Genomic DNA, 17,467 nt, shown 5'->3' with positions numbered 1-17,467 from the left:
ACCGCCGGCAGGCGCGCAAATGCCCCTAAGGAGTGCTGGAATGCTGGGTTTGAACAAGAAGATCGGCAGCTTGATGCTCGGTGTCGGCCTGCTGCTGGCGGGCGGCGCTGCGCAGGCTGCGGACAATTATCCGAGCAAGCCGGTCCACATTCTGGTCCCCTACGCCGCCGGCGGTGCCGTCGACGTACTCGCGCGCACGCTGGGCCAGGCACTGGCCAAGACCTGGGGCCGGCAGCCGGTGGTCGACAACCGCCCCGGCGCGGGCGGCATCGTCGCCTCGCAGGCCCTGACGCAGGCGGCGCCCGACGGCTACACGCTGATCCTGGTCGCCAGCGGCCATCCGCTCAACCAGTTCATCTATCCGAGCGTGCCCTACGACACGTTCAAGGATTTCACCGCCATCGCCGAAGTCGCCTCCTCGCCGCTCGCGATCGTCGTGGCCAAGGACAGTCCCTACAAGACGCTCGGCGATCTCCTCGCCGCCGCCAAGAAGGAGCCGGACAAGCTCTCCTACGGCATGTCCGGCAACGGCACCTCGGCGCATCTCGCCGGTGAGCTGCTCAAACACATGTCCGGCACCAAGATCGTCGCGATCCCCTACAAAGGCGGCGCCCCGGCGCTGACGGCGGTGATTGCCGGCGAGATCCCGCTCAGCATCAACCCGCTTGCGGAAGCGATCGGCCAGCTCGAAGGCGGCACGGTTCGCGCGCTCGCGGTGACTTCGGCCGAGCGCTCCAAGGCGCTGCCCGATGTTCCGACCGTCGCGGAATCGGGTGTGCCCGGCTATGACGTCTCGGTCTGGTGGGGGGTGCTCGGTCCGGCGAAGATGCCGCCGGAGATCGTGGCAAAGCTCGAAACCGATTTGAGGGCGGCATTGAAGGATCCAGGCGTGCTGTCGACGCTCGGCAAGATCGGCGCAGCTCCGCTCGGCTCGTCGTCCAAGGATTTTGACGCCTATATGCGCGCCGAGGCGGCGAAGTGGGAGCCGGTGCTGAAGGCCGCCAACATCCGCGCGCAGTGATGCTGCGCGGCGGCAAGGAGCCAACGCCCCGATAGCAAGCTTCGGCCCGCGCCGTTCAATTGTGGACGCTCGCCCGCACCTTCTCCGGCGGCGCGGGCCGCCGCGGGAAATCCGCGTCGTCGTCGTCCGACGGAATCAGGATCGCGCGTTCGCGCGGCAGGGCCTCCGGCATCTCGTCGCGGATGAAGGCCACGAGCTTTTCCCTGATCTCGCAACGCAGATCCCAGGATTGCGGAGCGTTGCGCGCGCTGACCAGCGCGCGCAGCTCGATGGTGCGCGCATCCGCGTCGATCACCTGGAGATTGACCACCGCACCATCCCATAGCTTCGACTGCTTCACCGCCTCCTCCAGCCAGCCACGGATGCGCGCCACATCGGCACGATAGTCGACATGGAGTGCGATGACGCCGATGAGGGAGGCAGTGTCACGGGTCCAGTTCTGGAACGGTTTTTCGATGAAATAGGACAGCGGCACCACCATGCGGCGCCAGTCCCACAGCCGGATCACGACATAGGTCGCGGCGATATCCTCAACCCAGCCCCATTCGTTCTCGATAATGACGGCATCCTCGATCCGGATCGGCTGGGTGATGGCGATCTGCAAACCGGCGATCAGATTGCTCAACAGCGGCCGCGCGGCGAGACCGACGATGATACCTGCGGCGCCGGCGGAGGCGAACAGGCTGACACCGTATTGTCTGACCGAATCGAACGTCATCAGCGCGGTGGACACCGTGATGATGACGATGATGATGTCGGTCACGCGCTTGAACACGCGGACCTGCGTGACGTGCTTGCGGGCCACGAAATTCTCGGTGACATCGCGAAAGTTCTGGAGGTAGCGCGCCGCGCTCATGTCGACGATGCGGATCGAGATCCAGCCGATCAACGCAATGAAGGCAACGACGAACAGGCTCGTCAACGGCGTGCGGAATGCGTCGCTGAGCGGCGCCAGCGGCAGCACCAGCGCGACCGCAGCCAGACACAGTGCGAGCTGGGCCGGCCCGGACGTGCGCTCGATAAAGACGCTTAGGAGCGGAAGCCGGGTTCCGAAGGCGCGGTTGAGCATCCAGACCGCGAGCCGATAGAACGACAGCGCCAGCAGGATCGCCCCGGCGACGAGGCCGAGACCGATGATCCATGACGGTATCCACCCGAACATTCTCTCGATGTCGGCCATGAGGGCCTGCCAATTCATTGAAGTCCCCGGTATTGCATTGCTGCTCGCCAACGCGCTCCGCCGCGCTTGGCTCCCTCGGCCCGTGCAACGCAGCATTCCGCTGATGCAACCGTGGCCGAACTGCGTTAGCTTGAAGCCCTCATGACTCGACGTACCGGCAGCGCCGATCTTCCTCTCCACACGGGACGGGTTCCGCCCTGGCTTGCAAGCCGCATGGCCTCGCTCGGGGCGATCGTCACCGAGGCGATCGTGCATCATTACGGCCGCGATGCGTTTCTGCAGCGCCTGTCGCACCCGTTCTGGTTCCAGGCGTTCGGCGCCGTGATGGGCATGGATTGGCACTCCTCCGGGATCACCACATCCGTGATCGGCGCGCTGAAGCGTGGCCTCGGACCGCTCCAGGACGAGCTCGGCATCTATGTCTGCGGGGGACGCGGACAGCATTCGCGCAAGACGCCGGACGAACTGTTGCAACTCGGCGAGCGCGTCGGTTTCGACGGCGCAGGATTGACGCGCGCCAGCCGGCTGGTGGCGAAGGTGGACAGCGCCGCGGTGCAGGACGGTTTTGATCTCTACCTTCACGGCTTCTTCGTCACCGCCGACGGCAAGTGGACGGTGGTGCAGCAGGGCATGAACGGGGACAAGCGCCAGGCCCGCCGCTATCACTGGCACTCCGAGGCGCTCAAGAGCTTTGTCGACGCACCGCACAGCGCCATCGATGGCCCGCAACAGGGCGAGATCGTCAACCTCACCGACCATCGCGCCGACGTCTCGCGCACCGCGCAGCTCGAGCTGTTGAGTGGTCTTGGCCCGGATCGCATCGTCTCGGAGTTCGAACGGCTCACCGGGACTGAGCCGGCGCAAGCCCTGCTCCCGCACCTGATCATGCCTGCGCATCACGACGTCCGGCCCAAGGACGTGTTCGCGCGGCGCCTGCACGGAACGCTGGCTGCCGCCGCCGAGCGCGGGCCGGTCGATTTCCCGGAGCTGCTGCTGACGCCCGGCGTCGGTGCGCGCACCGTGCGCTCACTTGCGATGGTGGCCGAAGTCGTGCACGGGGCGCCCTATCGCTTCAAGGACCCCGCGCGCTTCTCGCTCGCTCATGGCGGCAAGGACCGGCACCCCTATCCCGTTCCGATCAAGGTCTATGACGAGACCATTCGCGTGCTCAAGGGCGCGATCCAGAACGCCAAGCTCGGGCGCGAGGAAGAGATGCAGGCGATCAAGCGGCTCGACGATCAGGCGCGGCGGCTGGAACGGACCGCACGAGGGCCCTCGGTCGAGGCCTACATCGCCGGCGAGCGCGCCGCCTCGCCCGATCTCGACGGCCGCTCCGTGTTCGGGTGGGAGCGCGATCTCGCGGCCACAAAAAAGCGGACCGGCTGAACACCGGTCCGCGAGGTGGTCGGAGGAACGTCCCTACTCAGGTCTCGTCGTCGTCCGGCGTCTCGTCGAGCCGGTTCGCGGCGTGGTCCTGATATTGTTCGGTCTGAATGGACTTGCCGTCCATGCCCCGAATGTCCGAATGCTGTTTCTTGTCGCGATTGGACAGGACCATGTTGTCGCCGATCATGTCCTTCGGCACGTCGGTCAAGGCGCCGGTGCCGTCGCCCTTGCCATGCATGCCCGATCTGAAGTGCGTCTTGCTGCCGTGCCCACTTGGCATCGGTCTCTCCTCTTGCAGTCATCGTTTGAAGACTTCGTGCGTCTATTGCGCCGTTATCGGATTCGGCCGCTGGTGGCCGCTCTACCCTCTCAGCGATCCTGCTGATGAGTTTGATTGGTCGTGTTCTGCTTGATGTTGCCCTGCTGACCCTGCTGGTCCGGATTTTGCACGCGTTGCTGGCCGCGCGGCGCGTCATCTGCGGACACTTGCTTGCGATCGCCGGTTCCTTTGCGGCTCTGGTTCTCGGTCGGAACAGGCGGCATCTTGCCGGTCATGATGCTGTCTCCCGTCAGGTGTCGATCTGCGACATGGACGGCGCGGAACTCATCGCCCCTTCCGATGTCCTGATGACAACAACACCGACGGCACGCCGTTCCTGACCGATCGCACGCGACGAAGATTTTCCGAAGGAGGGCCGATTTAGTTCGCCGCAGCGAGGGAACGACCGACGCTCGCTTCGTTGGGTGTAGCCGCCTGTGTTCCCCGGCCCTCGGCCGCGACGGGAAGCGACGCGATCGCGCGCAAGCCCGGCCGCCTGCGCCAGCGGATCTCGGCGGGATCGACGGCCAATCCAAGCTTCGGCCATCGCACGAACAGCGCCTCCAGCGCGCAGGCCGCCTCGATACGCGCGAGTTGATGACCGAGGCAGAAATGGATTCCCGTCCCGAACGAGATGTGGCGGTTCGGCTTGCGCTCGAGATTGAGCCCCTCCGGGCGGTCATGCATCGCCGGATCCATGTTCGCCGCGGCGAGCATCACCATGACGCGATCACCCTTCTTCAGGCGCACGCCTTGGACCTCGACATCCCGCCGCACATAGCGCGGCTTGGAGAATTGCACCGGTGAGACGAAGCGCAGGAACTCTTCGACGGCGAGGCCGACACGGTTCCAGTCCTGCTCGAGCCAGTCCCGCAACCCGGGATTCCTGAGCAATTCGTAAGCCGAACCGCTGATGAGGTGCGTGGTGGTCTCCGAACCGGCCGCAAGCAATAGAAAGACCATCGAGACCATTTCGTCCGGCGTGATCTGGCCGCCCTCGCGCTCGACCTGGACCAGCTCTGCGATCAAGCCCTCGCCGCCCCGTTCGCGCGCGATCTGCAACTGCCGTTCGAGATAGGCACGCATCTTGCGGAACGCGAACAGCAGGCGGAGGAAGCTGACGACATTGGTCAGCGAGGACATCTCGTTGGCCCAGGCGATGAACCGCGGACGGTCGGCGGGAGGCAGGCCCAGGAGCTCGGAGATCACCGCGAGCGGCAGGATGCGCGCGTAGCGCTGGACGAGATCGGCCGGATTTCCGTTCGCAAAGAGCTCGTCGGCGAGACCGTCGGCGATGGCGCGGATGCGCGGCTCCATCGCGACGATGGCGCGTCGACGAAATGCCTCGTCCACGATGCTGCGCAGCCTGGTGTGATCAGGCTCGTCCATCGTCAGCATGTTGTTGGCGATGGTCCTGACGTATCTCGGCATCCACCAGCGCAGACCGGCAACGTCGCCATCTTCCTTTCGCAGCGTGAAGGTCGCGCCGTCCTTCAGGACCTGCGCAGTGGCGTCATGGGTCGTGGTGATCCAGACGTCGCCGATGAGAGGAAAACGTGTCGCGACCACAGGGCCGGACATGCGCAGCGTCGCAATCGCCTTGGGCGGATCGCGAAAGAAGGCCTCGCTGGTGAAATCGAGGCGCACTGTCATGGTGATCACCGGGCTGGTTGCTGGCGTTCCACCCAAATGGTAGGCGGCGCCGCCCCTGCAAGGGGAGCGAGCGCCTCGATCGAGGCGCCTATCCGCGCCCAGGAGACCGCTGGCCAGCCTTGCGCTGCTGCTGCGTGTAAGCGTCCCAATGGCCCCAGCTGCCGTTGCTGAGGCTTTGCAGGTCGGTCGCAAGCGGTCGGCGCGTGCGCTTGTCGTGATCGGCGATCACGCGCTCGGACTGGGCGATCTTGCGCTTGAGTTCCGCGAGGGTCTTCTGGGTCTGGCCGTTGCGCTTCGACGAAGCGATCTCGCCCATCGTGAAGCGCGCGGTCTCCAGCGCCTTCAACTCGGCGCGGTTCTTCTTCAACTGGACCCGGTGCCAGGCGATGTTGCTGTCGCTGTCCGCAACCATGTGGGAACTCCGCTGATTCGTTCCCACAGTGTATCAAGCGCCGAATCGGCGCCGCAACGGGCGGCGGGCGGCGAAAATACGGTCTTATTGGGCAAGAATTGCGGGTTCAGCGCTCGGCAAAGGCCTTTTCGACCACGAACTGGGCCGGCTCGCCGTGATTGCCCTCGATGAAGCCGCGTTCGCCCAGCAGTACGCGCGTATCCGCGACCAGCGCCGGGCTGCCGCAGATCATGACGCGGTCATGGGCGGCTTCCAGCGCCGGCAGCCCGATGTCGGCGAAGAGCTTGCCCGAGGTGATGAGGTCGGTGATGCGGCCGCGATTGCGGAAGGGATCACGCGTCACGGTCGGATAGTAGATCAGCTGATCGCGGATGTAGTCGCCGATCAGCTCGTCCTTCGGCAGCGTCTCGGTGATCATCTCGCCATAGGCGAGCTCCTTGACGTGGCGGCAGCCGTGCAACAGCACCACCTTCTCGAAGCGCTCGTAGATCTCGGGGTCCTTGATCACGCTCAGGAAGGGCGCAAGACCGGTGCCGGTGCCGATCAGGTAAAGATTGCGCCCCTCTTCCAGATTGTCGATCACCAGCGTGCCGGTGGCCTTGCGGCTGACGATGATCTCGTCGCCTTCCTTCAGGTGCTGGAGGCGCGAGGTCAGCGGGCCGTCCGGCACCTTGATCGAGAAGAACTCCAGCGTCTCCTCGTAATTGGCGCTGGCGACGCTGTAGGCCCGCAGCAGCGGCTTCTCGCCGACCTTGAGCCCGATCATGGTGAACTCGCCGTTGCGGAAACGGAAGGTCGGGCTGCGGGTGGTCTTGAAGGAGAACAGCGTGTCGGTCCAGTGGTGGACGCTCAAAACGCTTTCCTGATTGAAATTGCTCATCACACCTTCCCTGTCGCTTCCAATGCGGTTCCGAGGCGGTCAGCTATGCGTCGTTTGTACACGATCATTCGTATACTAATGAATAATCCGGCTTGATCCCGCGGTCAAGGCTGCCCAAGATCGGAAGCGTTGCAGTTAGGAATAAGGAGCCCTCTCCATGGCGCATGACGCACCCCAGGCCGTCGGACCCTCGAAGCTCGTGATCCGGAATATCGGCCTGATCCTGTCCGGCGCCCTGGAAAAGCCGATCCTGGACGGCGACACAATCGTCGCCGAGAACGGCAAGATCACCGCGATCGGCCGCTACAAGGATCTCAACACGGAAGGCGCGACCACCATCGTCGACGCCAACGGCACCACGGTGACCCCCGGCCTGATCGACAGCCACGTACACCCCGTCGCCGGCGACTGGACGCCGCGCCAGAACCAGATCAACTGGATCGACAGCTCCCTCCATGGCGGCATCACCACCATGATCTCGGCGGGCGAGGTGCACATGCCCGGCCGTCCCCGCGACGTCGTGGGCCTCAAGGCGATGGCGATCTTCGCCCAGCGCGCGTTCTGGACCCTGCGCCCGGGCGGCGTGAAGGTTCACGCCGGTGCGCCCGTGATCGAATGCGAGATGGTCGAGGAGGACTTCAAGGAGATGGCCGCCGCCGGCGTCAAGCTGCTCGGCGAAGTCGGCCTAGGCGGCGTCAAGGACGGCCCGACCGCACGCAAGATGGTCGGCTGGGCGCGCAAATACGGCATCCAGAGCACGATCCACACCGGCGGCCCGTCGATCCCCGGCTCCGGCCTGATCGACAAGGACGTAGTGCTGGAGGCCGACACCGACGTGGTCGGCCACATCAACGGCGGCCACACCGCCCTCCCCGACGACCAGATCCGCTGCATCTGCGAGGGTTGCAAGCGCGGGCTCGAGATCGTTCACAACGGCAATGAGCGGTCGGCGCTGTACACGCTGCGGATCGCACGCGAAATGAACGAGCTGCACCGCGTCATCCTCGGCACCGACGGGCCGGCCGGCTCCGGTGTGCAGCCGCTCGGCATCTTGCGCATGGTGTCGATGCTGTCCTCGCTGGGCGAGCTACCGGCCGAGATTGCCTTCTGCCTTGCCACCGGCAACACCGCCCGGATGCGCCAGCTCGATTGCGGCCTGATCGAGGTCGGCCGCGCCGCCGACTTCGTCATCATGGACAAGGCGCAGCACTCGCCGGGCAAGAACATCCTGGAGAGCGTCCAGCTCGGCGACCTCCCCGGCATCGGCATGACCATCATCGACGGCATCGTCCGCACCCAGCGCAGCCGCAACACGCCGCCGGCCGGCAAGGTGCCCGAGGTGGTCGCCAAGTGACGCTGCCGGAGCGCGCGCCGCTCCGCGCGTCCCTTCGATAAGGTTGAACGAGTCTCCTGCTTGCTGCGTCTAATGCGGACAGCCCTCCGAGGGCCGCCCATTCTCAAGCTCCGAGGAGATCATGAAGAGTTCGTCGCGGGTTGCCGCCGGCGTCGCCGGTGCGGTGGCGGGCTATGTCGCGATCTTTGTGCTGTTCTCCCTGCTCGATTTTGGCGATCGGGCGGACCCGATCACATCGGGCCTGCTGGCACTGTTCGTCTACTCCCCCATGGGGGCGATCGGTGGGGCGGTGCTCGCCAGCCGGCTGGTGTCGCGTCCAGGCACGGCCCCAGGCAATGGAAGCGTCGCGAGCAACAGCCTGAAATCCCTCGGGGTCGCCGCCCTGCTCTGCGTTGCCGGTATCGGCATCTACATTGCCTATGCCTATGCCACTGCGACGCCATGGCTCAACCGGAACGGCGGCAATCCCCTGCTCGTGTTCGAGGTTCGCTTTCCAGCGGGGGCGACGGTGCCGACATCAGCGCAGGGGATCACCATCGAACTGCAAACCGACCTGAACACCATGCCCGGCGAAGTGACCCCGGCCGCCTTCTATCGCGACGGCGACCAGCGCGTCATCGCAGGTGAAGTCGAACTCGCGTTTCGAACCTCGCACCGGCAACTCGCCGTGAACATCCAGGGCCAGCCGAGCCGGATCTATCCGATTGACCTGACGGCCCGGGCACCGCATACGCCGGAATTTGGAACGTGGCGACGCCTCGACGATGGCAGCGAAATCCGCTACCGCGCCAAATGGCCAGGCAAGACCTGAGCTTCCGTCTTCGCTATCGCAGCTTGTTCAACAGCGTCATCAGCGTCTCGCGCTCTCTTGCGTCGAGCGGCGCCAGCGTCTCGCGGGTGATCGCCAGCGCATTCGGCGCCAGCTTCTCGGCGAGCTGCTGACCCGCGCGCGTCAGGCTGACAAGGAGCCGCCGGCCATCCTCGGGATCCTGGCTGGTCTCGGTCAGGCCGCGCGCGGTCAGGCGGTCGATCACGCCCTTGATGGTCGCAACGTCCATCGCCGTGAGACGACCGAGCTGGTTCTGCGAGCACGCACCCGTCTCGGCGAGCTTCGACAACGCCGCCCATTGCGTCGGCGTCAGATTGGTGCCGATGTCCCGGGAGAAGATCGAGCTGTGGCGCTGCCAGACCTGGCGCAGGATGAAGCCGACCTGCTCGTCGAGGACGTAAGGCGGTTTTGCCGGTTTCACGCTCTTCTTTGCCGCAACGCTTCTCGCCATCCGTTCCCCGCCCTCACAACGACAGATGCGCGTCGCGGATATCCGGACGCGCGTCGAGCTCGGCCATGGTGCCGCCGAAGCAGATGCGGCCGCGCTCGATAATGTAGGCGCGATCGGAAATCAGCCGCGCGAAATGCAGATTCTGCTCGGAGACGACGATGCTGACGCCCTCCTTCTTCATCGTCAGGATGGCGTCGACCATCTGCTCCACGATCTTCGGCGACAGACCCTCCGAGGGCTCGTCCAGCAGAACCAGCGACGGATTTCCCATCAGCGTACGCGCGATCGTCAGCATTTGCTGCTCGCCGCCGCTCATGCGGCCGCCCGGGCGGTTCTTCATCTCACCCAGATTTGGAAACAGCGCGAACAGCTTCTCGCGCGTCCAATACGGCGCGTTTGGACGCTTGGGCTGACGGCCGACCTCGAGATTCTCCTCGACGGTCAAATCCGTGAAAATACGCCGCTCCTCCGGCACGTAGCCGAGCCCCTCGCGGACGATCTCGTGTGTCGGGCGCACCGAGACGTCCTTGCCCCCGAACATGATGCGGCCGGTCCGCTGCGCGACGAGGCCGACAATCGAGCGGAACGTCGTCGACTTGCCGGCGCCATTGCGCCCGAGCAGCGCGACAACCTCGCCCTCGCCGACCTCGAAGCCGATGTCGAACAGGATATGCGCCGGCCCGTAATGGCTGTTGAGCGCCTCGACCGTCAGCTTCATGCCGAGGCTCCATCGCGATGGCGGGCGTCGTAGACGAGGCCTTCGCCGAGATAGACCGCCTGCACCTGCGGATTGCCGCGCACCTCCGCCGGCGAGCCCTCCGCGATCAGCGCACCGCGGTTGAGCACGATGATGCGGTCGGCATGCTCGAACACCACGTCCATGTCGTGCTCGGTAAAGAGCACGCCGATCGATTTCTCCCGCGCGATCTGCGCGGTCAGCCGCATCAGGTCGACCCGCTCGCGCGGCGCCATGCCCGCGGTCGGCTCGTCCATCAAGAGCAGCTTCGGCTCGTTGGCGAGCGCGACGGCAAGCTCGAGCCGCTTGAGGTCACCATAGGCGAGCTCGCCGCAGGGCCGGTCCGCATAGCCGCCCATGCCGACCAGCTCGAGCAGACGGCCAGCCTCTCCACGGTCGAACTTCGGCGCCGAGCCGAACAGATTGAACAGCTGCTTGCCGTGCGAGATCAGCGCGACCTGCACGTTCTCGCGCACGGTCATGGTGGCAAAGGTCGCCGTGATCTGGAATGTGCGCCCGACCCCGAGCCGCCAGACCTCGCGCGGCTTCCTGCCGGTGATCTCCTCGCCGAGCAGGCGGACATGGCCGGAGTCCGGTTTGTTCTGGCCGTTGAGCATGTCGAAGCAGGTGCTCTTGCCGGCCCCGTTCGGGCCGATCAGCGCCAGGATCTCGCCGGCCCGCAGCGAGAACGAGACGCCGCGCACGGCGTGGATGCCGCCATAGGATTTGGTCAGGCCTTCGACCGCGAGAAGTGGGGGTGCGACGCTCATTCGGCAGACTCGATCGGCTTGGCGAGCAAAGGAGATCCCGGCGGCGATGATTTCCTGCGGCGCTGCGCCAGCATCTCGAGCATGCCGACGATCCCCTTGGGGAAGACGACGACGATCAGCATGATGAAGCCACCGAGCACGAGCTTCGACAGGTCGGTCTGGCTGACCAGCCAGATGTTCAGCGCCTTGTAGACGATGGCCCCGATCACCGCGCCCGACACCGTCTCGACGCCGCCGAGCAACACCATGACCAGCGCATCGACCGACAGCGAGATGCCGAGATTGTCGGGGAAGACGCTGCCCTTGAGATAGGCGAACAGCGCACCGCCGATGCCGGCGGTCGTGCCGGCGATCACGAAGGCGGTCCACTGGATACGCTTGGCATCGATGCCGATGGCTTCGCTGCGCAGAAGCGAGTCGCGCGTGGCGCGAAGCGCATAGCCGAACGGCGAGAACACCATGGCCCGCAGCGCCACCGTCACCAGCGCCGCGACGCCGAGCGCAAGCCAATAGAAGTTCGACGGGCTCGCCGCCCATTTTTCCGGCCAGACGCCCAAAATGCCGTTGTCGCCGCCCGTCACGCTCACCCACTGGAACGCGATCGACCAGACGATCTGCGCGAAGGCGAGCGTCAGCATCGCAAAGTAGACGCCGGAAAGCTGCACGGCAAAGAAGCCGAACACCGCGGCGCCCATGCAGCCGAGCAGCGGCCCCAGCAGCAGGCAAACGATCATCGGCAACCCCGCCATCTTGGCGAGGAAGGCAACGCCGTAGGCGCCAAGGCCGAAATAGGCGGCGTGGCCGAAGGACGCGAGGCCGCCGACCGACATCAGGAAGTGCAGGCTGACGGCGAAGATCACGAAGATCGCGATTTCCGAGCCGACCGTGAGCAGATAATTGCCGGCGAACAGCGGCAGCATCGCCGCGACGGCGAGCGCCGCAAGCGCCACCAACCGCTCGTTCGACGTCAGCGGCCGCCAGGGATTGACGGTAAGGCCGGGGGTCTTGCGCGCGGCCGCCTCCGGCTTGCCGAACAGGCCCCAGGGACGCACGATCAGCACCACCGCCATCACCAGGAAGACCAGGATGATGGAGATCTTCGGAAAGATCAGGATGCCGAAGGCATTGAGCTCGGAGACCAGCACGGCCGCAACGAAGGCGCCGACGATGCTGCCGAGCCCGCCGATCACGACCACGACGAAGACCTCGACGATGATCCGCAGGTCCATGGCGTGGTGCACGGCATCGCGCGGGATCTGAAGCGCTCCGCCGAGGGCTGCGAGGAAGACGCCAACTGCGAACACGCTCGTGAACAGCCACTTTTGATTGACGCCGAGCGCGGCGACCATATCGCGGTCCTGCGTTGCCGCTCGCACCAGCACACCCCAGCGCGTGCGCTGGAACAGCAGCCAGAGAATACCGAGCACAACAGGTCCGAGCACGATCAGGAACAGGTCGTAGCTCGGGATGTTCTGGCCGAAGAAATCGATCGCGCCCCTGAAGCCCGGCGCCCGGCGCCCGACAAGGTCGTCGGGTCCCCAGACCAGGACGACGAGGTCCTCGACCATCAAGGTGAGGCCGAACGTCGCGAGCAACTGAAACAGCTCCGGCGCATGATAGATGCGGCGGAGCAGCACCATCTCGACGATGACGCCGATCACTGCCACGGCCAGCGCCGCCAGCACGATGCCGCCCCAGAAACCGAACGCGCCCGAAAGCCGCTCGGTGAGCGTGAAGGCGATGTAGGCGCCGATCATGTAGAAGGCGCCATGCGCGAAATTCACGATCCGCGTCACGCCGAAGATGATCGACAGGCCCGACGCCACCAGGAACAGCGACGCTGCGCTGGCGAGACCGGTCAGAAACTGTACGACGTAAAAGGCCATCGGCGGTCCGGGTTAGGTTTGACGTCACCTCTCGCCGCCTTTACGGGAGGAGAGAGCTTCGTAGGGTGGGTTAGCCCAACGTAACCCACCTCTTCTGCTTTTGCGGATGCAGACCGTGGTGGGTTACGCCTTCGGCTAACCCACCCTACGGCAGCGGAGATCAATCCTTCGGGCGGAGCTTCTCGACCTCGGCGTCGCTGGGCAGATAGTCCGCGCCCTTCTTGTAGCTGGAGTCCACCATCACGCCCTTGCCGTCCTTCAGCGCCGTCTTGCCGACATAGGCACCGAGCGTCGACTGATGGTCGATCTTGCGGAAGGTGATCTCGCCGAATGGCGAGGGCATCGACAGCCCCTCGGCCGCTGCGATCAGCTTCTCCGGATCAGTGGAGCCGGCCTTGGCCAGGATCGCTGCCGCCGACTTGATGGTCTGGTAGCCGACGATCGAGCCGAGGCGCGGATAGTCGTTGAACTTGGCCTGGTACGCCCTGAGGAACGCATCATGCTCGGGCGTCTTGATCGAGTACCAGGGATAGCCGGTGACGATCCAGCCCTCGGGCGTCTCGTCCTTGAGCGGGTCGAGATATTCGGGCTCGCCGGTCAGGAACGAGACGACCTCGCGTCCCTTGAACAGACCGCGGGTGTTACCTTCGCGCACGAGCTTGACGAGGTCGGCGCCGAAAGTGACGTTGAGGATTGCTTCCGGGTTGGCGGCGGCAACCGCCTGCACCACCGGGCCCGCGTCGATCTTGCCCTGCGGCGGCCACTGCTCGTCGACCCACTGGATGTCAGGACGCTTCTCCGACATCAGCTTCTTGAACACCGCGACCGCCGACTGGCCGTATTCATAGTTCGGCGCGATCGTCGCCCAGCGCTTCGCCGGCAGCTTGCTGGCGGCCTCCACCAGCATCGCCGCCTGCATGTAGTTGGAAGGACGCAGGCGGAAAGTGTATTTGTTGCCCTTGGACCAGGTGATGGCGTCCGTCAGCGGCTCGGCCGCGAGGAAGAACACCTTTTTCTGGTTGGCGAAGTCGCTGACCGCAAGGCCGATGTTCGACAGGAACGTGCCCGCGAGCATTGCCACGCCCTCGCTCGACACCAGCTCATTGGCCGCCGTCTGCGCATCCGCCGGCTTGCCGCCGTCATCCTTGGAGATGACGACGAGCTTCTTGCCGTTGATGCCGCCGGCCGCGTTGATCTCTTCGACTGCGAGCTGCCAGCCCTTGCGATAGGGCTCGGTGAAGGCCGGCAACAGCGAATAGCTGTTGATCTCGCCGATCTTGATGTCCTGCGCCAGGGCCGAATGGGCCATGCCGCCGGCCAGAAGCGCGAAGGCCGCGCCGACGAAGTAATTTCTTGCTCGCATCCCAACCTCCAGTTTTTGAACTTCTCTGTCTTTCGCAATCGATTTGATCGGAAAGCCTGTGCCCGGCTCTCCGGATCGTCTCATCTCAAACCGTCTTCGCCCTTGATCTCCGCAACCGTCAGCCCGCCGACCCGCGGCAGCGGACGGCCGCTGTCGGTGACGGCGACCGCGACCATGATCTCGTTGGCGCGCGGTGCATCGTTGATCTGCACCTCCATGCCGTCGAAATGGCTGCGGACGAAGGCTGCGTCCTTGTGCCCCAGCGGAATGTCCAGCGTCGTGCCCGGACCGCTGCGCTTCTTCGACGACGGGATCAGCGCCGCGCCCTTGCTCAGGACCTTACGCACCGGCGCGCCCATCTTCGGATGCAGGATCGCGGCCGCATGCTCCAACTCGCCGTTCTCGCCGACGGCTGCGGCCTTGCCGTAGCTCTGCGCCTTGGCACCATCGATGCCGAGCGCGGCGACCGCGCGCTTCGACAGCAGCTCGCCAAGCTCCTCGCCGATCGCGATGAGCGGCGACAGGTCCTCGACATATTTTCCGGCGAAGGGATTCTCGATCACGGCGATTGCAGCCGCGCGCCGGGTCGGCGGCGAGACCTGGCGGCCCATCTCCATCTGCGTCTCTTCGACGACGGTGACGATCTTGCGGATGATCGCGCTCATGTTTCACTTCCCCGTTCAGGCAACCGCGTTCTCCAGCACGAGCGAGCGCGATCGTTGCTCTTCTATATCCCTAAGTCCGATGACAAGCATATCACCACAAAGCCGCAGCACGGCCCCTTCGATCAATCCGCGATCGAACAATCGCCGTGCACATTCCGCGCCAGATTCAAGCGCAGTCGCGACCTCATCGTGCGACAGCGCGCCGACATCGCGGGTGACGAGGCGCGCGCCGAGATCGCTGTCGGGTTGAAGCTCGTTGGCGGGCTTGCGGATGACGGCCTCGTGTCCCGGCAGATCCACGGCATTGGCGATGATCGTGGCTGCCGCATCGGCCTGCGACGCCGTCGCCGCCAGCACGGTCACCGCGTCGGCAATGCCGAACGAAAAGCTGCGGCCATGGCGTCCACTGGTCGCGACACCGCGCACGGGATCTTCCGCCTTCACCGTCATCGTCCGCATCACGCCGGCGCGATCCGGCCGGTCCATCAGACCGACCGAGAAATGCTCACCCCTGTCAAGGTGAAGCGCGATGTCGCCGCCATTGTTGACATAAGCCTGATCGAGTGTCGCAGCACCGAGCATCGCGCCCAGGATCTCCTCGGCGACGCTGCCGGCAACCGCAGCCATCGGCGTGATGAAGCCGTCAGCGGCATAGGGCGCGACTGCGGCGTGCATCCGCCGCGTCACGACGCCCTTGAGCGATGTCCGCTCCCCGGCAGCCGTTCGCAGCTCCGGCAGTTCCGCGCAGAGCTCGTCGAGGAGTCCGGTGAACCGCCGGGCCGCGGCCTCATAGGCCGCGCGCACCGCACCCGTCTCTCCCCTCGCCTCCACGATCAGATCAATCGGCCCATCCTGCAAATGCAGCCGCCGGCCATCAGACAGCAATGCGATTTGCGGGAGCCGCGTCATGCCCCAGGTCCCGGAATCGGGTTCTGCCAGGGCAGCTGGCGAACATCGTCGCCGCCCTGCACCTCGGAGAGCGGCTTGACGTAGTCCATGTGGCCACCGAGCGCGGCATAGTCGGACAGCTTCATCGTGAACTCGATCGGCGCGACCAGCGCCGGTGTCGGAACATAACCGAACGCGCCGGCGGGCATCTGCGTCACATCGACCATGTAGGTGATGCCGCCACCCGGCCAGACATAGACCGGCGCACCGCCGCTGGTGACGCGCGTCAGCGCGTCCTTCACCGATCGCGTCAGCCGCACCGGGTTGTCGGTGACGCCCGCACGCAAGGAGCCCCCTGCGCCAGCCATGAACAGCACCGTGCACAGCGCCGGCTCGCAATTCTCCTGGATGCGTTCGACCGAGAATTTGAGGTCGGCAGGCATCTCGGTCTCGACCGGATTCAAGGCCTCGTCGAGCACGTAATAGGACGAATGTTCGCCGGTCGTGGAGACCATCAGCATCGATAGGCCGGCCTTGGCCTCCTTCTTGTCGAAGGGGCCGAGGATCGCCAGCGGATCGGAGATGTTGGTGCCGCCCCATCCCGTGCCGGGGTCGGCGACCTGGAAATAGCGGCCGGGTGTCGAGCGCCGACCCTTCATCTTGATGCCGGTGTCGGCGATGTCGAGCAGCTTGCCGGCCTGATGCTCACTGAGCACGCCGGTGATGTGGTCGTCGACCACGACGACCTCGTCGACCTTGCCATGCCATTGCTTGGCGAACATGCCGATCGTCGCCGAGCCGCAGCCGACGCGCATGCGCTCTTCCTTCACGCCGTTCACGATCGGCGGCTGGCCGGCCTGCACCACCACGCTCGCGCCGCCGTCGATGGTCAGCTCCACGGCTTTGCAATTGGCGAGATCCATCAGCGTGTCGCAGGTGACTCGGCCCTCCTTCTTGGAGCCGCCGGTGAGATGATGCACGCCGCCGAGCGACAGCATCTGCGAGCCGTATTCACTCGTCGTGACATGGCCGACCGCCTCGCCCTGCGCGCGAACCGTCGCGGTCTCTGGACCGAGATAGCGGTCGGTGTCGATCTTCACCTTGATCCCGCAATAGGAGAAGATGCCCTCGGTGACGACAGTCACCATGTCGACGCCATCGACTTCCGCGGAGACGATGAACGGCGCCGGCTTGTAGTCGGGATAGGTCGTCCCCGCGCCGATCGCGGTGACGAAGGTCGAAGGCTCGTGGACGATCTTGCCGTCCCAGTCTTCGGTACGGCTGAACGGGACGAGCTTGCCGCCATGCGAAACGGTGCGCTCCAGGATCACGTGTGGATCGACGCGAACGAGCTTGCCGTCGTGGTTGGCGTAGCGGTCGCAGGCGCCGGCCGCGCCCGGCTTGATGTAGCACATCACCGGACAGGCATCGCAGCGGATCTTGTCGATGGCAGCGCTCGTCGTATCCATCACCATGTCAGAGCCAGCAGACACCGCGGTTATCATTCGTGTACGAACGATGTTGCGCGCGGTGCCGAGTGCTGTCAAGCGGCGGTGCGGCGCAAAAGATGCGGCTGCCGCATAAAACCTCATTTGCCTATCCGGCCTGTCCACAAAGAAGGCAAGTCACGCTGCAGTGCGGCATGCATGGCTTGCACGTTTGTGTACAAACGGT

The 17,467-nt window shown here is 65.2% G+C and carries 18 protein-coding genes; 4 read left to right on the top strand and 14 right to left on the bottom strand.

The genetic code is table 11. The features are described 5' to 3' along the window. Window positions 1-40: 40 nt before the first annotated feature. Window positions 41-1,021, top strand: coding sequence for a tripartite tricarboxylate transporter substrate binding protein (locus HAP40_RS15945; RefSeq protein ID WP_166816918.1), 981 nt, complete (start codon window positions 41-43; stop codon window positions 1,019-1,021). A gap of 55 nt (window positions 1,022-1,076) precedes the next feature. On the opposite strand, the gene HAP40_RS15940 is transcribed toward HAP40_RS15945, so the two are convergent. Continuing rightward, a complete protein-coding gene (locus HAP40_RS15940) occupies window positions 1,077-2,219 on the bottom strand; it encodes a mechanosensitive ion channel family protein (protein WP_166816919.1) in 1,143 nt (380 codons plus the stop codon). A gap of 123 nt (window positions 2,220-2,342) precedes the next feature. Between HAP40_RS15940 and HAP40_RS15935 the strand changes: the two genes are divergently transcribed. Beyond that, complete coding sequence (locus HAP40_RS15935) at window positions 2,343-3,587, top strand: DUF763 domain-containing protein (RefSeq protein ID WP_166816920.1); 1,245 nt, start codon at window positions 2,343-2,345, stop codon at window positions 3,585-3,587. 37 nt (window positions 3,588-3,624) lie between these two features. On the opposite strand, the gene HAP40_RS15930 is transcribed toward HAP40_RS15935, so the two are convergent. The 5 genes from HAP40_RS15930 to HAP40_RS15910 all read right to left on the bottom strand — a co-directional run bounded on the left by HAP40_RS15930 (window position 3,625) and on the right by HAP40_RS15910 (window position 6,851). Beyond that, window positions 3,625-3,867, bottom strand: coding sequence for a hypothetical protein (locus HAP40_RS15930; protein ID WP_166816921.1), 243 nt, complete (start codon window positions 3,865-3,867; stop codon window positions 3,625-3,627). Window positions 3,868-3,956: 89 nt separating this feature from the next. Then, window positions 3,957-4,142: a hypothetical protein gene (locus HAP40_RS15925; protein WP_166816922.1), complete on the bottom strand. Its 186-nt coding sequence runs from the start codon at window positions 4,140-4,142 to the stop codon at window positions 3,957-3,959. A gap of 145 nt (window positions 4,143-4,287) precedes the next feature. Next, window positions 4,288-5,559 (bottom strand): cytochrome P450, encoded by a 1,272-nt coding sequence (locus tag HAP40_RS15920; protein ID WP_166816923.1) that lies wholly within the window; start codon window positions 5,557-5,559, stop codon window positions 4,288-4,290. An 88-nt stretch (window positions 5,560-5,647) separates the two neighbouring features. Continuing rightward, window positions 5,648-5,971: a hypothetical protein gene (locus HAP40_RS15915; protein WP_166816924.1), complete on the bottom strand. Its 324-nt coding sequence runs from the start codon at window positions 5,969-5,971 to the stop codon at window positions 5,648-5,650. A 106-nt stretch (window positions 5,972-6,077) separates the two neighbouring features. Beyond that, window positions 6,078-6,851, bottom strand: coding sequence for a ferredoxin--NADP reductase (locus tag HAP40_RS15910; protein ID WP_166816925.1), 774 nt, complete (start codon window positions 6,849-6,851; stop codon window positions 6,078-6,080). Between the two features lie 157 nt (window positions 6,852-7,008). Between HAP40_RS15910 and HAP40_RS15905 the strand changes: the two genes are divergently transcribed. Continuing rightward, window positions 7,009-8,205, top strand: a complete 1,197-nt coding sequence (locus HAP40_RS15905) for an amidohydrolase family protein (RefSeq protein WP_166816926.1) — start codon at window positions 7,009-7,011, stop codon at window positions 8,203-8,205. A gap of 121 nt (window positions 8,206-8,326) precedes the next feature. Next, window positions 8,327-9,016: a hypothetical protein gene (locus HAP40_RS15900; protein ID WP_166816927.1), complete on the top strand. Its 690-nt coding sequence runs from the start codon at window positions 8,327-8,329 to the stop codon at window positions 9,014-9,016. A 13-nt stretch (window positions 9,017-9,029) separates the two neighbouring features. On the opposite strand, the gene HAP40_RS15895 is transcribed toward HAP40_RS15900, so the two are convergent. The 8 genes from HAP40_RS15895 to HAP40_RS15860 all read right to left on the bottom strand — a co-directional run bounded on the left by HAP40_RS15895 (window position 9,030) and on the right by HAP40_RS15860 (window position 17,268). Then, window positions 9,030-9,485 (bottom strand): MarR family winged helix-turn-helix transcriptional regulator, encoded by a 456-nt coding sequence (locus HAP40_RS15895; RefSeq protein ID WP_166816928.1) that lies wholly within the window; start codon window positions 9,483-9,485, stop codon window positions 9,030-9,032. Between the two features lie 13 nt (window positions 9,486-9,498). Further along, the gene (locus HAP40_RS15890) at window positions 9,499-10,203 is read right to left on the bottom strand and encodes an ABC transporter ATP-binding protein (RefSeq protein WP_166816929.1); all 705 of its coding nucleotides are present in this window, start codon (window positions 10,201-10,203) and stop codon (window positions 9,499-9,501) included. Next, window positions 10,200-10,991 (bottom strand): ABC transporter ATP-binding protein, encoded by a 792-nt coding sequence (locus HAP40_RS15885; protein ID WP_166816930.1) that lies wholly within the window; start codon window positions 10,989-10,991, stop codon window positions 10,200-10,202. The genes HAP40_RS15890 and HAP40_RS15885 overlap by 4 nt, the downstream gene beginning before the upstream one ends. Then, a complete protein-coding gene (locus HAP40_RS15880; RefSeq protein WP_166816931.1) occupies window positions 10,988-12,877 on the bottom strand; it encodes an ABC transporter permease in 1,890 nt (629 codons plus the stop codon). Before HAP40_RS15880 ends, HAP40_RS15885 begins: the two co-directional genes overlap by 4 nt. A gap of 160 nt (window positions 12,878-13,037) precedes the next feature. Continuing rightward, window positions 13,038-14,240, bottom strand: coding sequence for an ABC transporter substrate-binding protein (locus tag HAP40_RS15875; RefSeq protein WP_166816932.1), 1,203 nt, complete (start codon window positions 14,238-14,240; stop codon window positions 13,038-13,040). Between the two features lie 80 nt (window positions 14,241-14,320). Continuing rightward, window positions 14,321-14,905 (bottom strand): amino acid synthesis family protein, encoded by a 585-nt coding sequence (locus HAP40_RS15870; RefSeq protein ID WP_084803796.1) that lies wholly within the window; start codon window positions 14,903-14,905, stop codon window positions 14,321-14,323. Between the two features lie 15 nt (window positions 14,906-14,920). After that, window positions 14,921-15,814 (bottom strand): UPF0280 family protein, encoded by an 894-nt coding sequence (locus HAP40_RS15865; RefSeq protein ID WP_166816933.1) that lies wholly within the window; start codon window positions 15,812-15,814, stop codon window positions 14,921-14,923. After that, window positions 15,811-17,268 (bottom strand): 6-hydroxynicotinate reductase, encoded by a 1,458-nt coding sequence (locus HAP40_RS15860; protein WP_208024941.1) that lies wholly within the window; start codon window positions 17,266-17,268, stop codon window positions 15,811-15,813. The genes HAP40_RS15865 and HAP40_RS15860 overlap by 4 nt, the downstream gene beginning before the upstream one ends. Window positions 17,269-17,467: the final 199 nt, after the last annotated feature.

The organism is Bradyrhizobium sp. 1(2017) (genome assembly GCF_011602485.2).
Taxonomy (GTDB): domain Bacteria; phylum Pseudomonadota; class Alphaproteobacteria; order Rhizobiales; family Xanthobacteraceae; genus Bradyrhizobium.
Note: the sequence above shows the minus strand (reverse complement) of the source record. Positions and strands in the feature narration are given on the sequence as shown.

Excerpts from the sequence above, each read along its gene's own strand:
- HAP40_RS15915 (WP_166816924.1), bottom strand. The coding sequence starts at position 5,971 with ATGGTTGCGGACAGCGACAGCAACATCGCCTGGCACCGGGTCCAGTTG.
- HAP40_RS15930 (WP_166816921.1), bottom strand. The coding sequence starts at position 3,867 with ATGCCAAGTGGGCACGGCAGCAAGACGCACTTCAGATCGGGCATGCAT.
- HAP40_RS15910 (WP_166816925.1), bottom strand. The coding sequence starts at position 6,851 with ATGAGCAATTTCAATCAGGAAAGCGTTTTGAGCGTCCACCACTGGACC.
- HAP40_RS15890 (WP_166816929.1), bottom strand. The coding sequence starts at position 10,203 with ATGAAGCTGACGGTCGAGGCGCTCAACAGCCATTACGGGCCGGCGCAT.
- HAP40_RS15875 (WP_166816932.1), bottom strand. The coding sequence starts at position 14,240 with ATGCGAGCAAGAAATTACTTCGTCGGCGCGGCCTTCGCGCTTCTGGCC.
- HAP40_RS15865 (WP_166816933.1), bottom strand. The coding sequence starts at position 15,814 with ATGACGCGGCTCCCGCAAATCGCATTGCTGTCTGATGGCCGGCGGCTG.
- HAP40_RS15860 (WP_208024941.1), bottom strand. The coding sequence starts at position 17,268 with ATGGTGATGGATACGACGAGCGCTGCCATCGACAAGATCCGCTGCGAT.
- HAP40_RS15945 (WP_166816918.1), top strand. The coding sequence starts at position 41 with ATGCTGGGTTTGAACAAGAAGATCGGCAGCTTGATGCTCGGTGTCGGC.
- HAP40_RS15935 (WP_166816920.1), top strand. The coding sequence starts at position 2,343 with ATGACTCGACGTACCGGCAGCGCCGATCTTCCTCTCCACACGGGACGG.
- HAP40_RS15925 (WP_166816922.1), bottom strand. The coding sequence starts at position 4,142 with ATGACCGGCAAGATGCCGCCTGTTCCGACCGAGAACCAGAGCCGCAAA.
- HAP40_RS15920 (WP_166816923.1), bottom strand. The coding sequence starts at position 5,559 with ATGACAGTGCGCCTCGATTTCACCAGCGAGGCCTTCTTTCGCGATCCG.
- HAP40_RS15940 (WP_166816919.1), bottom strand. The coding sequence starts at position 2,219 with ATGAATTGGCAGGCCCTCATGGCCGACATCGAGAGAATGTTCGGGTGG.
- HAP40_RS15880 (WP_166816931.1), bottom strand. The coding sequence starts at position 12,877 with ATGGCCTTTTACGTCGTACAGTTTCTGACCGGTCTCGCCAGCGCAGCG.
- HAP40_RS15885 (WP_166816930.1), bottom strand. The coding sequence starts at position 10,991 with ATGAGCGTCGCACCCCCACTTCTCGCGGTCGAAGGCCTGACCAAATCC.
- HAP40_RS15905 (WP_166816926.1), top strand. The coding sequence starts at position 7,009 with ATGGCGCATGACGCACCCCAGGCCGTCGGACCCTCGAAGCTCGTGATC.
- HAP40_RS15895 (WP_166816928.1), bottom strand. The coding sequence starts at position 9,485 with ATGGCGAGAAGCGTTGCGGCAAAGAAGAGCGTGAAACCGGCAAAACCG.
- HAP40_RS15870 (WP_084803796.1), bottom strand. The coding sequence starts at position 14,905 with ATGAGCGCGATCATCCGCAAGATCGTCACCGTCGTCGAAGAGACGCAG.
- HAP40_RS15900 (WP_166816927.1), top strand. The coding sequence starts at position 8,327 with ATGAAGAGTTCGTCGCGGGTTGCCGCCGGCGTCGCCGGTGCGGTGGCG.